The 13,380-nt window shown below is 64.8% G+C and carries 10 protein-coding genes; 2 read left to right on the top strand and 8 right to left on the bottom strand.

Annotation, left to right across the window (positions count from 1 at the left end; genetic code table 11):
• Window positions 1–1,788 (bottom strand): dihydrolipoyl dehydrogenase, encoded by a 1,788-nt coding sequence (gene lpdA / locus QCE63_RS26635; RefSeq protein WP_309837270.1) that lies wholly within the window; start codon window positions 1,786–1,788, stop codon window positions 1–3.
• A gap of 286 nt (window positions 1,789–2,074) precedes the next feature.
• Between lpdA and QCE63_RS26630 the strand changes: the two genes are divergently transcribed.
• Window positions 2,075–3,376 carry a DUF2325 domain-containing protein gene (locus QCE63_RS26630; protein ID WP_309837362.1) on the top strand — a complete coding sequence of 434 codons (1,302 nt, stop codon included), beginning with the start codon at window positions 2,075–2,077 and terminating at the stop codon, window positions 3,374–3,376.
• A 25-nt stretch (window positions 3,377–3,401) separates the two neighbouring features.
• Here QCE63_RS26630 and QCE63_RS26625 read toward each other — a convergent pair whose 3' ends face one another.
• The 5 genes from QCE63_RS26625 to QCE63_RS26605 form a co-directional block, all read right to left on the bottom strand.
• A complete protein-coding gene (locus QCE63_RS26625) occupies window positions 3,402–3,725 on the bottom strand; it encodes a winged helix-turn-helix domain-containing protein (RefSeq protein WP_404990182.1) in 324 nt (107 codons plus the stop codon).
• A gap of 116 nt (window positions 3,726–3,841) precedes the next feature.
• Window positions 3,842–4,393, bottom strand: a complete 552-nt coding sequence (locus QCE63_RS26620) for a nitrogen fixation protein NifQ (RefSeq protein WP_309837267.1) — start codon at window positions 4,391–4,393, stop codon at window positions 3,842–3,844.
• Window positions 4,390–4,872, bottom strand: coding sequence for a molybdopterin-dependent oxidoreductase (locus QCE63_RS26615; RefSeq protein ID WP_309837265.1), 483 nt, complete (start codon window positions 4,870–4,872; stop codon window positions 4,390–4,392). Before QCE63_RS26615 ends, QCE63_RS26620 begins: the two co-directional genes overlap by 4 nt.
• Window positions 4,873–4,981: 109 nt before the next feature.
• Window positions 4,982–5,419 carry a hypothetical protein gene (locus tag QCE63_RS26610; RefSeq protein WP_309837263.1) on the bottom strand — a complete coding sequence of 146 codons (438 nt, stop codon included), beginning with the start codon at window positions 5,417–5,419 and terminating at the stop codon, window positions 4,982–4,984.
• 413 nt (window positions 5,420–5,832) lie between these two features.
• The gene (locus tag QCE63_RS26605; RefSeq protein ID WP_309837261.1) at window positions 5,833–7,515 is read right to left on the bottom strand and encodes a hypothetical protein; all 1,683 of its coding nucleotides are present in this window, start codon (window positions 7,513–7,515) and stop codon (window positions 5,833–5,835) included.
• Between the two features lie 366 nt (window positions 7,516–7,881).
• Between QCE63_RS26605 and QCE63_RS26600 the strand changes: the two genes are divergently transcribed.
• The gene (locus QCE63_RS26600; RefSeq protein WP_309837259.1) at window positions 7,882–9,024 is read left to right on the top strand and encodes an NAD(P)/FAD-dependent oxidoreductase; all 1,143 of its coding nucleotides are present in this window, start codon (window positions 7,882–7,884) and stop codon (window positions 9,022–9,024) included.
• 43 nt (window positions 9,025–9,067) lie between these two features.
• On the opposite strand, the gene QCE63_RS26595 is transcribed toward QCE63_RS26600, so the two are convergent.
• Window positions 9,068–10,204, bottom strand: a complete 1,137-nt coding sequence (locus QCE63_RS26595) for a porin (protein ID WP_309837258.1) — start codon at window positions 10,202–10,204, stop codon at window positions 9,068–9,070.
• Between the two features lie 305 nt (window positions 10,205–10,509).
• Entirely contained in the window at window positions 10,510–13,380 is a 2,871-nt protein-coding gene (locus tag QCE63_RS26590; protein ID WP_309837256.1) for an EAL domain-containing protein, read from the bottom strand.

Raw genomic sequence — 13,380 nt, 5'->3', positions numbered from 1 at the left:
CTAGATATTCAACGCCCGCTTATCCACCGCGAGCGCCGCCTCGCGCATCACCTCCGAAAGCGAAGGATGCGGATGGCAGATCCGTCCGATATCCTCCGCCGCCGCCTTGAACTCCATCGCGACAACGGCTTCCGCAATCAAATCCGACGCATTCGCCGAAATGATATGCACGCCGAGGATCTCGTCGGTCTTCGCATCGGCGATGATCTTGATGAAGCCATCGGTCTCGCCAATGCCCATTGCGCGGCCATTGGCGAGCATCGGGAACTGCCCCGCCTTGACCTCGCGGCCCTCCGCCTTCAGCGCCAGCTCGGTCTGCCCGACCCACGCGATCTCCGGATGCGTGTAGATCACCCACGGAATGCAGTTGTAGTCGATATGCGGCTTCTGCCCGTCGATGATCTCCGCCACCAGCACGCCTTCGTCCTCGGCCTTGTGGGCGAGCATCGGGCCGCGCACGACATCGCCGATCGCGTACACGTTCGGCACCTTCGTCGCGCAATGGCCATCGACGGGAATGAAACCGCGCTCATCGGCCGCCAGTCCGATTGAATCAAGGCCGAGATTGTCGGTGTTGGGCACGCGGCCAATCGACACGATCAGCCGGTCCGCGTCCAGCGTCTGCGCGTTGCCGTCCTTGTCCTTGTAGGCAATCGAGACGTTCGAATCGGTCGTCTTCACGCCGTCGATCTTCACGCCGAGGTGAATGGCCAGGCCCTGCTTCTTGAACAGCTTGGCGGCTTCCTTTTGCAACGCGGTATCCGTGGTGCCGAGGAATTCGGGCAGCGCTTCGAGAATCGTCACTTCCGCGCCGAGCCGACGCCACACCGAGCCGAGTTCCAGTCCGATCACGCCCGCGCCGATCACGGCGAGCTTCTTCGGCACCGACGTGAAGGCGAGGGCGCCTTCGTTGTCGGAGACGATCTTGTTGTCCACCGGCACGTTCGGCAGATGCCGGGCCTTCGAGCCCGTCGCGATGATCACGTGTTGTGCGGTGTGGCTCTCGCTCTTGTCCTCGCCGCTCACGTCGATCCTGAAGTTGCCGCCATCCTTGCCGGCGAGCTTGCCGTGACCCTTGAGCCAGGTGATCTTGTTCTTGCGGAACAGGAATTCCACGCCGCCGGTAATTTTCTCGACGATCGCTTCCTTGCGTCCGACCATCTTCTCGACATCGACGGCCAGGTTATCCATCGTGATGCCGAAGTCGCCGAAGTGAAGTTTGGCCTTCTCGAACTCCTCCGACGATGCCAGCAACGCTTTTGACGGAATGCAGCCGACGTTCAGGCAGGTGCCGCCGAGCTTGGGCTTGCCTGCCGGATTGATCCATTCCTCGACGCAGGCGACCTTGCGGCCCAGTTGCGCGGCGCGGATCGCGGCGATATAGCCGCCCGGCCCGGAGCCGATCACGATGACGTCGAAGTCGGCTTTCTGGCCCGTCGCGGCGGGTGCGCTGGACGCGGCCGGTGCGGCGGCTTGCGCGGGTGTGGCAGGCGGCGCGGCGGCTGCCGGCTTTTCAGCTGCCGCAGGCGCCGCGGCCGCAGCCTTCGCTTCCGTATCGATGACGGCGATCACGTCATCCGCATGAACGATGTCGCCCGCTTTCTTCAGCACTTCCACGAGCGTGCCGGCGCCGGGCGCGGGCACTTCGAGCACCACCTTGTCGGTTTCCAGTTCGACGAGCGTTTCGTCTTGCGCCACGGCGTCGCCCGCATTTTTCTTCCACGGCAGCATCGTCGCTTCAGTGACGGATTCGGAAAGCTGCGGAACCTTGACTTCAACCCTGGCCATTCAGATTCTCCTTGTGAGCGAGCGCGTTGTTCGCGATTGGAAACGTCCGGCGCGGCGCCTTGCGGACGCGGCCTGCCACGGCCGGCCCGGCGCGCCGAAGTCGTAGGATACGCCGTGTCCGTAGCCCCTGCGCGGCAAGGCGCGGACGGCCGGCGCGTTTTCGATTTCGCTATATTCGATGGTATATTGCGAAACAGCTTTCGACTGACCTTGCCGGGGCGCCATGTCGCGTCTGCGCGCGGCATCCGCGCTCGTCCTGGCCCTGCCGATCGAGCACGAGGTGATCATGCAAACCCCGCCGTTTCAACTCGCGCGCACGCATGCCCATGCGCATGGCGACGCCTGCTGCCAGCCGGGCGAGGCCGTCCCGCGTCCGGTGCGCCGTCGCGCGCGCCTCGCGGAACTGGACTCGCATCTGCATTGTTCGGTCATCGGTACGTGTCTTTCAACGGGCGAGCTTCGCAAGCTCGTGCCGAAGTTCACCGACCTCGACCGCCATCACGCGAGCGATCTCGAGATTCACCACGCGGCGGTGGAACTGGCCATTGCCGGCGGCGCGGGTGCGAAGGCGCTGCATAAGGCGCTCGACGAACGTTACGCCGGCGCGATCCGTCGCTTCGACAGCGCGCGCGATACCCAGGCGCTGCTCGATCTGTGGAACGAAGCGCTCAAATCCGGCGATATTCCGCCCGCATACTGGGCCGTGATGTCGCATCCGCACGCAAGCATCGAAGTGCGTCAGTATGCGTTCGGCGAACTGCACATGCTGTCGCATCTGGTCGGCGCGGCGAATCGCGCGGACATACGGCGTCTGGTCGCGCTCGAAGCCGAGAATCAGGCGCTCGGCGACAAGCTGGAGCGCCAGCAGGCGCGGGTGCTGGAATTGAGCGCCGAACGCGATGCCGCCGTCAGGCAGGCGCATGAGCTAGCCTTGCAGCTCGCTGCGCGCAAGCCGGAGCGCTCGACGATCGAGCTCGAAGACGAAATCGAACGTCTGCGCGAGAAGGTCGAGGACGGTGAGCGGCGCCTGGCGCTGCATACGAGCCGTCGTGAGAGCGTCGAGCAGCGCGTGCTGCACGAAGAGGAACAGTCGCGCGCGTTGCGCAACAGTCTGGGCGAGGCGCAGGCGCTGTTGAAGGTGGTGCAGGCGGAATGCGCGGCGCTCGAACGCGCGACGCTCGCCGCAGGCGACGAGCCCGAGGCACGCCGACGCGCAGTCGAGTGGCTGGAGGGAAAGCGCATCGTCTACGTGGGCGGCAGGCCGAATTCAAATGCGCTGCTCAGGTCGCTGACGGCTGCGGCGGGCGGTGAACTGGTCGTGCACGATGGCGGCATTGAAGACCGCAAGGGCTTGCTGGCGGCGGCGCTGCCGAATGCCGACGCGGTTTTGTTTCCCGTCGATTGCATCGATCACGATTCGATGAACATGCTCAAGCGTGTCTGCGAGCGTCACGGCGTGCCGTATTCACCGCTGCGCACGGCAAGCGTGGCGAGTTTCGTGGAATTCATCGGGAGGCTCGGCGCGGGCGCGCGGGACGTGAGCCCGGCGTCGCCGCCGCCGTCGGCGTTCTGCCTGCGTCACGGCTAGCAGGCGGGCTTCGGGGCTCCGAGGCTCAGGGTTTGAGCAATTGCGTGAGGGAAGTAATCTGCCGGGCGCAGGCCGCCTCGGCCTGGGCTTCGACATCGCGATACAGCTTGATGATGCGTTCGCCGACCGGCGTGAGCACGCAGCCACCGCCGCTTTGACCGCCTTGCTCGGAGAGCGTCGCGGGTGACTTGAGCGAGCGGTTGAGTTCGTCGACGAGCATCCATGCGCGCCGGTATGACATGTCGAGGCTGCGCGCCGCCGCCGATATCGAACCTTGTTCACGTATCGCTTCGAGCAGCGCAACCTTGCCCGGACCGAGTGCGATGGTTTCGCCTTTGGTGATGCGCATGCGAAAGCGCACTTCGGCCGCTTGTTTCGCCGTGTCCGCTTGCTTTGCGCTGTCCTTGGGTTTGGGGGTCGTCGCCATGCCCGAGAGAATACACGAAGCATCTCGGCGCGACGGCGCTATGACGGCTCCGGATAGCAGAACGCGTAATCCTCGCAGCCCGGACAACCGGGTGCGCAAGTGGGCGCGACACCTTCCGCGCAGGCCACTTCCTGAGCCAGAAACTTTTTCCAGCGCAGATTCGCCGTGTTCCGCGCGACCAGCGTGGGATAGTGACGCTGCAGCATGTCGGTGACGTCGTCGCGTCCGTCGAGACCGAGATCGCGCCAGAGATGATCCGGGCGCAATGTCGCAGCTGAAATGACGGTCGCCAGACAACGCGCGTCGTGCCATGCCCGCGTTGCCGTGCGGTCGTGCCACATCAGCAGGCCATGCAGTCGGCGAACGAACGCATGATGCGGCGTTGCCAGCATCAGCCGGGGTGCTTCCGGCGCATTCGTCGCGTGCGGGAAATGACGGTCCATCAGCGCGGCAAGTGCGTCGCGGTCGAGACCCAGCAGCGCAGTGTCGCCCGCTTCGACGCGCGCGCCGATGAGCCGTGCGAACAGCACGGCATCGGCGGAAGGAGGCGCGGATGCGTGAGCCAGCAACGCGCGCGCGGCATCGTTCACGGATGCGATGTTCCCAGAATGTGCGCATCGACGCGCACGAGGCGTTTCATGTGCCGCGGCGCATGCACCGTGTCCGCGCCGGACACGAGCACCGGCAGCCCGTCTTCGACACCCAGTTCGCGATTCGCGCATTCATATGCAACGATCACTTGTGCGCCGATCGGCGTATTGAACAGTTCATGCCATGAAAAGCTGACCGCGTAGCCATCGTGCGCGTGCGCGAGGAATACGGTGCGCTTGAAATCCGTGTTGTCCGGACGACGCACGCCGGCCGCGTCCAGTAGCGTGCGCAAGGGGACGCCGCAATAGCTTCCCATCGGACGAATATAACGGCCGGTCGAAAAGCAGATCAGATCGAATGGCTCGATGCGCGTGCAGGCGAATTCGCGCAACGCGGGGACATCGAGCCTGAGCGGCGTCTGCACCGCGCCACCGATCTCCACGTGCGGGCTGCGAATTTCCTGGCTGAGTGAAAGCATGTGAGCAGGGCTTCCGGTTGGAATGAGCGAAAGGATATCGAAAGCTGATCGCTTGCTGAGCGGCTGCTTCGAACGGATTGGGCCGAACCTCGCTGTATCACTGAATATATTACGGGATCGGCACTCGCGACATTCCGCGCAGGACATGTTGTGCATATGTCTCTTCCGGGTTTTCCGCGTGCGGTTCTTGAAAGGTGCGGGGCGTGCTTATTGTCAGTGTGGTATCGACAGGCGCCGGTGTTTTTCTTTCATAATCCATTCGTATTCGACATAAAGAAAGGATTTTGTATGTATTTGGCTGGGTGTCGATTAGTTCGGATGGCGTATCAAATGATAAGAATCGCGGATCGCCGAAGGTGTGTTTCGAGACCATCCTGAGGTAAAGCTTGCGCTCGCTGAGCGTCGCATCAAGTAATTGCGACAGTTGCTTTTGAGTCTTCTGCAAACGTTTTCTGCGGGGCCGCGCACGTGCTTGCGCGTGGTCACCGGGCGCTGGGTTGAGTAGCGCACAGAACGAGAGTTCCAGACTGCCATTCTTGCCCCACATCGCGTTATCCGCATCACCAGAGGCGGCGCGACTGCTCATACGGGGAAAACATGAGGAACTCGAACAAATATGAATTGGGGACGGCCCTCCGGCTTAGCGTGCTCGTCATTGCCGCCGCGGTGTCGAATTTTTCACATGCAGCTTCCTCACAGAATGCTTGCGATAACCTGACATCGACAGGCTGCGTTGTCGGCACGCAGACGATGGCTGCGGCTGTGCCGGCTGCGCAGACCGTGGCGCAAGCTGCGGTGTTGCCGGGACGCTCGGTTGCAGTGAGGAGCGGTAGCCGAAGCAATGGGAATGGTACGTCGGGCGCCGGCACCTCCGGCGGTAGCACCGGTACGGGCAGCGGAAGCGCCGGGAACGGAGCATCCGGTCAGGGAAGCGGGGCGACTTCAGGAGGCGGCGCTGTGTCAGCCGGTGGGCAAGGAGGCGGTTCGAGTTCGGGCGCGGGTGGATCGAGCGGCGGTACGGGTGGGACGGGTGGAGGCGGTAGCACGGGCGGGGGCAGTACGGGTGGAGGGAATACCGGGGGAGGTAGCACGGGCGGGGGCAGTACGGGAGGCGGGAGTACCGGGGGAGGTAGCACGGGCGGGGGCAGTACGGGAGGCGGTAGTACAGGCGATGGCGGCGGTAATGGTCACGGCCACGGCCATGGTGACGGCGGTCATGGCGATGGTGGCCATGGCGATGGCGGCCATGGTGATGGTGGTCACGGTGACGGCGGCCATGGTGATGGCGGTCATGGCGATGGTGGTCATGGCGATGGCGGTCATGGCGATGGCGGCCATGGCGATGGTGGTCACGGTGACGGCGGCCATGGTGATGGCGGTCATGGCGATGGTGGTCACGGTGACGGCGGCCACGGCGATGGCGGTCATGGCGACGGCGGTCATGGCGATGGTGGTCATGGTGATGGTGGTCATGGTGATGGTGGCCACGGCGATGGCGGTCATGGTGACGGCGGCCACGGCGATGGCGGTCATGGCGACGGCGGTCATGGCGATGGTGGTCATGGTGATGGTGGCCACGGCGATGGCGGTCACGGTGACGGCGGCCACGGCGATGGCGGTCATGGCGATGGTGGTCATGGTGATGGTGGCCACGGCGATGGCGGTCATGGCGTTGGTGGCCATGGTGACGGCGGCCACGGAGATGGTGGTCATGGTGACGGCGGCCATGGTGATGGTGGCCACGGCGTTGGTGGCGGCAATGGCAGTAGCGGCCATGGTGATGGTGGTCACGGCGACGGTGGTCATGGTGATGGTGGCCACGGCGTTGGTGGCGGCAATGGCAGTAGCGGCCACGGCGATGGCGGTCATGGCGACGGGGGCCATGGTGACGGCGGCCACGGCGACGGTGGTCATGGTGATGGTGGCCACGGCGTTGGTGGCGGCAATGGCAGTAGCGGCCATGGTGATGGTGGTCACGGCGATGGTGGCCATGGTGACGGCGGCCACGGCGTTGGTGGCGGCAATGGCAGCAGCGGCCACGGCGACGGTGGCCATGGTGACGGCGGCCACGGCGACGGTGGTCATGGTGATGGTGGCCACGGCGTTGGTGGCGGCAATGGCAGTAGCGGCCACGGCGACGGTGGTCATGGCGACGGTGGCCACGGCGTTGGTGGCGGCAATGGCAGTAGCGGCCACGGCGATGGTGGCCACGGCGCTGCTGGCGGCAATGGCAGCGGCGGCCATGGCGACGGTGGTCACGGCGATGGTGGCCACGGCGTTGGCGGCGGTAATGGCAGCGGCGGCCACGGTGACGGCGGTCACGGTGACGGCGGCCACGGCGTTGGCGGCGGCAACGGCAACGGCGGCAATGGCAGCGGCGGCCACGGCGACGGTGGTCATGGAGATGGTGGCCACGGCGTTGGCGGCGGCAACAGCGGCGGCGGTCACGGTGACGGTGGCCACGGCGTTGGCGGTGGCAATAGCGGCGGTGGCCACGGCGATGGTGGCCATGGCGCTGGCGGCGGCAGCAGCGGCGGTCACGGTGGTGGTGGCCACGGCAACGGCGGCGGCGGCCACGGCAATGGCGGCGGCGGCGGCGGCGGCGGCGGTGGCGGTGGCGGTGGCGGCGGCGGCGGCAACCACTAACCCTCGCGCGCAAACCTCAACTGAAAAGCAAGAAAGCACGAGATCGACCGGACTCGCACGTTCCGGCCGGCCTCGTGCCATCCACGCACCCACGATCGACCCAAGAGCCGGGCGCCGACCTCGATCAGCGCCCGGCTCTTCTCCCCTCGCAACGCACTTGTGCAATACTCCCCGCCTGACATTCGCGAAAAACGGTCTTCCGCTTCCACGCTGGCCTGAGTGCCGCTAACCAGGAGAAGAGACCGCGCATACGTCACCCAACCCTTCGGTTCGGGCTGACCAGCGTTTCCACCGACATCCCGTCGGAACCGTTACGAGCCGTCGTGTTTCCGCGCGATTCGCTTGCACCTGCCGGAACGCGCCATGACTTCACCACTCGTTTCCTCGACCGCCGCAGCGGCCCGCGTTGCCATCATCGGCGCCGGCCTGGGCGGTCTGACGCTCGCCCGCGTCCTGCACATCAACGGGATCCGCTCGACGATCTACGAAGCCGAATCCTCGCCCGACGCTCGCGCGCAAGGTGGCCTGCTCGATATCCACGAATACAACGGCCAGGCTGGCCTGAAAGCCGCTGGCCTCTACGATCGTTTTCTTGATCTCGTGCTCCCAGGCGAAGACGCGAAGCGCGTCGTCGACCGACACGCGACCATCCTGCTCGATCAACCCGCATCCGCCGCACCCGCGCGGCCTGAAGTTGACAGAGGTGCATTGCGTCGCTTGCTGATCGACTCGCTACCGACCGATACGATCCGCTGGGGCCACAAGCTGACCCGTGTGATCCGTCTGCAAACAGGCCGCCACGAAATCAGATTCGACAACGGCGTCATCGAACACAGCGAGGTATTGATCGGTGCCGATGGCGCCTGGTCCCGGATCCGGCCGCTCGTCTCCGCGGCCAAACCGGCCTACACCGGCACGACCTTCATGGAGACGAGCCATCGATCCGGCTCGAACGTATCGACAGCAATCGAAACGGGGACACTCATGGCGGTGGAACCAGGAAAGGGCATTCTCGCGCACCGCTACGCAGACGGCACAGTGCGCGTGTATATCGCGTTGCAGAAGCCAGAAACCTGGTTTGACGCGATCGACTTCAAAACGCGCTCGTCCGCGCTGGCGCGGCTCGCGCAGGAATTCGAAGGATGGGCTGCCGGGTTGCGAGCCTTGATACTGAATGGCGAGACCGACCCGATGATCCGCCCGATCCACGCGCTGCCGACCCATCATCGTTGGGCGCGCACGGCCGGCGTGACGCTTGTGGGAGATGCGGCGCACCTGATGTCGCCCTTTGCCGGCGAAGGCGCCAACCTTGCCATACAGGACGGCGCCGAACTGGGCCTGGCGCTGTGCGCATATCGTGACGACGCCGGGACGGCGCTTGAAGCGTATGAAAAAGCGCTGTTCCCGCGCAGCGCGGCATTCGCCGATCGAACCGCTCGCAACCACGAGCGATTCTTTGGCGAACACGCGCCGCAAAGCGTGGTGGAACTGTTCGCGGCGCATTGAAGCACCGCCGCGAACGCCATGACCACGCTCGAGCCCGTCGCGCTCAGAAGCGATGCCGCAAGCCCACCGTCGCCGAGACCTGGCTGTTCGTCGACGATGCCGAAAGACCGTTGATCGCCGCCGTGATACCCGAGTCGCCGGTATCGCTCACGTGCTGATACACGCCTTGCAGATAGACGTCGGTGCGCTTCGAGAGCGCGTATGCAGTCTGCAGACTGATCTGATTCCACTTCGGATCGACGCCCTGAAGATGGCTATCGGTGAAGGTATAGGCGCCGGACAGCGACCACGCGGGCGTCAGGTTATAGCGGCCGTTGAGTTCGTAGTTGGTGAAGCGCGCGCTGCCGCCGTCGAGCGCGAGGCCGCCCGTCACGCCCGATGCCGACGCACCGATGCCGGTCGCGCCGTCGAGCCGCGTCTGCGTGAAGACGAAGCCCGCTTGCGCCGGACCGAACGCATAGCTGATGCCCGCGCCGAACGTGCGCTGACGGCTCGCCGCAAAGGTCGCGTCGTCGCTGACCGCGCCGCTGGCGTTCAGCGTCGCGCCCGCATTGTTCAACTGCATGTAGCTCGCCGCCACGTTCAACGGTCCGAACGCATACGACGCCCCGACGCTATAAGCGCGATTCGTCGCAAAACCGCCGGCTTCGTTCGAGAAACCATACAGCCCGCCGAACTTGAAGCCGCCGTAGTTCACGCTTTGATACTTGACGGAGTTGCTGACGCGGAACGAGTTGTCGAGGTTGTCGTTGTCGAACGGATGCGCGGCCTGCGTTCCGCCATATTGCGTGCCGGTGAGCGCGAGCGGGCCGAGATAGTCGACCACGGAGTCGTACTGTCGGCCGAGCGTGAGCGCGCCCAGTTGATTGCTCGACAAACCGACGAACGCCTGCCGGCCGAACTCGCGGCTGTTCTGCCCGAGATTGCCGTTCATGATGTTGAAGCCGTTTTCGAGCGTGAAGATCGCCTTCAGTCCGCCGCCGAGATCTTCCGCGCCGCGCAGGCCCCAGCGGCTGCCGTTGACGGCGCCGCTCGTCGCCTGGATGTTGTGCGAGCCGCCCTGATTGTTCGTATAGGTGAGCCCCGCGTCGATGAGGCCGTAGAGCGTCACGCTGCTCTGTGCATGCGCCGCGCCCGCGACGGTGCCGAGCACGGTCAGCGCGAATAAGGATTTCTTCACTGTGTTTCTCCAAGAGAGCTTGAGGATGTGCTTGTGGTGCGCAAGACATGCCTGCCTCGCACGAACAGCCCGTCCGATCGACCGGTCGACGCGTCGGAGGCCGGATTAGATCACGGGCCTCAATGCCCTTGGTTCGCGTGTTCGTTACGGAATGTTGTGCGTGCGGGGCGCTGCGCGCTGCAGCGAAGAGAAAACGCGTTGTGAAACAAAGTGTTCGCGCGTGACGCGCTTCAGCCGCATTCAAGCGCCGTCAAATGCGGTAACTTCCTGGAAGATTCAACGAGAGCGAAACGAACAGCGCCTGCCTATTGCTGAGAAGTCTCTTTGTTCAGCCAGGACTCTACCGCCCGCGTCGTCAGCGCGCGCGAGAGCAGAAAGCCCTGCAGTTCATCGCAATGCTCGCTGAGCAGCGCTTGCCGCTGCTCAGCCGTCTCCACGCCTTCCGCGGTGATCGGCAAGCCGAGACTGCGGCACAGTTCGCTGATGGCGCGCACGATCGCCGCCGACTTCGGATTGCGTCCGAGACCGTTGACGAAGCCGCGATCGATCTTCACCCGCGTGAACGGAAAGCTTTGCAGGATGCTCAGCGATGAATAGCCCGTTCCGAAGTCGTCCATTGCAACGCCCACGCCGAGCGAGCGGATCTCGTTGAGAATGCGGTGCGGCGTGCCCGACGATTCGAGCAGCGCCGTCTCGGTGATCTCGATCTCCAGCCGGTGCGCCTGCAAGCCCGCCGTGTTGAGGGAACGCAGCAGGACGCGCGTGAAGTCTTCGTAGAGCAATTGCGCCGGCGAAACGTTGATGCTGAGCCGCACATGCGCGGGCCATTTCGCGGCATCGCGGCACGCGCGCTGCATGACCCACGCGCCGATTTCCGGCATCAGGCCGCGCTCTTCCGCAATCGGAATGAATTCAGCGGGCGAAATCAGTCCGCGCTTCGGATGATGCCAGCGCAACAGCGCTTCGCAGGCGGTGGTGCGGCCGCTGCGTGCATCGACGATCGGCTGGTAATGCACTTCGAGTTCGTCCGCGCGCAGCGTGCGGCGCAGATCGTCCTCCAGTTCGTTACGCAGGCGCAGCGGATCGTTCATGCCGCGCTCATAGATGCGAAAGCAGTTGCGGCCCTCGCGCTTGGCCTTGTAGAGCGCGAGATCGGCTTGCTGCAGGACGTTGTCGGCATCGACGCTCCCCAGCGTGCACCATACGATGCCGATGCTCACCCCCACCGTCACCTCATTGCCGACGATCTCGAACGGCGTCACCAGCGCGTCGATGCAACGCTGCGCGAGGGCGGCGGCATCGTCGGGCGTGCGGGCCCACGTCTGCAGGATGGTGAACTCGTCGCCGCTCAGGCGCGCCAGTTGATCGCTCGCGCGCAACAGCCAGCCCAGGCGGTGCGACACCGCCTTGAGCAGTTCGTCGCCCGCGTGATGGCCCAGCGTGTCGTTGACCACCTTGAAGCGGTCGAGGTCGAGATAGAGCAGGGCGAACGGATGCTCGGGCGTGACGGCATCGACGAGATACTGCAAGCGTTCCTTGAAGCTCACGCGATTGGGTAGGTCCGTCAGATGATCGTGATGCGCCAGATGCGAGATGCGCCGTTCGGCGGCGCGGCGCTCGGTGACATCCTCGATCGTCGATACCCAGCCGCCATGCGACAGCAGCCGCGTCACGACCCCGATGCTGCGGCCCAGGTGCTGGAATTCGATGTGCGTCTGTTCCTGTCCGCGCGCGGAGCCGCGCAACAGCTTGCGACGCAGGTCGTCGACGGCGCCGGCAGCATTGTCCTGCGTCCCGGCCGTGCGGTCGCAGATGCCGCGCAGCACGGTGCGCAGCGAGATGCCGGCGGGCAGGCTGTCGGCGGGAATCGAGAGGATGCGCGCGAACTGGTCGTTGCACAGCACCAGCCGGCCGCGCCGGTTGAACAGACACAAGCCTTGCAGCATGTTCTCCAGCGCGAGATCGAGGTTGCGCGTGGTCTCTTCCAGCGCCACCGATGTCTCGCGCTGCTCGGTGCAGTCGCGCGTGATTTTCGCGAAGCCGAACAGGTCGCCACGATCGTCGTAGATCGGCTGGATCAGCACGTGCGCCCAGAACTTCGTGCCGTCCTTGCGAAAGCGCCAGCCTTGCGCCTCGAACTTGCCGTGTGCGCGCGCGGTGTCGAGCCCGTGTTGCGGCAGTCCTTGCTCCTGGTCGCGCGGATCGTAGAAGCAGGAGAAGTGCTTGCCGACGATCTCGCTCGCCTTGTAACCCTTCGCGCGCTGCGCCCCGGCGTTCCAGTTCGACACGATGCCGTTCGCATCGAGCATGTAGATGGCGTAGTCGGTGACGCCTTCTATCAAGAGCCTGAAGCTGCGCTCGTGGTCGCGCGTCTGCTTCTGCAACGCGCGGGCTTCGGTGCGGTCGCGCGTGACCTTGGCGAAGCCGAACAGCTCGCCGTTGTCGTCGTAGATCGGATCGATGACCACATGCGCCCAGAAGCGCGTGCCGTCCTTGCGCACGCGCCAGCTCTCGGTTTCGTACTTGCCCTGCGCGAGCGCCGTTGCGAGACTGCGGGCGGGCAGGCCTGCTGCCTGGTCATCGGGCGTGTAGAAGCAGCTGAAATGCTTGCCGACGATCTCATCCGCGCCATAGCCTTTCGTGCGTTGCGCGCCGGCATTCCAGTTCGACACGATGCCATTGATGTCGAGCATGTAGATGGCGTAGTCGGTCACGCTCTGCACGAGAAAGCGGAAGCGCCGTTCCTGATCGAGCGCGTCTTGGCTGGCGCGCCGCTGCTCGGTGCAGTCGCGCGTGATCTTCGCGAAGCCGAACAGGACGCCCTGTGCGTCGCGCAGGGCATCGATGATCACGTGCGCCCAGAAGCGGCTGCCGTCCTTGCGCACGCGCCAGCCTTCGGCTTCGTACTTGCCGGTGGTGCGCGCGGTTTCGAGATTGCGGCCGGGCACATTGTCCAGCCGCTCCTCGACGGAATAGAAACAGCCGTAATGGCGGCCGATGATTTCATCGGCGGTATAGCCCTTCGCTTTCTGCGCGCCCGCGTTCCAGGTCGTGATGATGCCGTCCACGTCGAGCATGTAAATGGCATAGCCGGTGATGCTCTGCACGAGTCGCCGGTAAACCTGTTCGCTGGAGGCGTCCGTGTTGCCGCAGGTCAGGAAGTCTTCGTCGTTCAT

It is taken from the genome of Caballeronia sp. LZ065, assembly GCF_031450975.1.
GTDB lineage: Bacteria > Pseudomonadota > Gammaproteobacteria > Burkholderiales > Burkholderiaceae > Caballeronia.
This window is presented reverse-complemented; position numbering and strand designations above follow the sequence as displayed.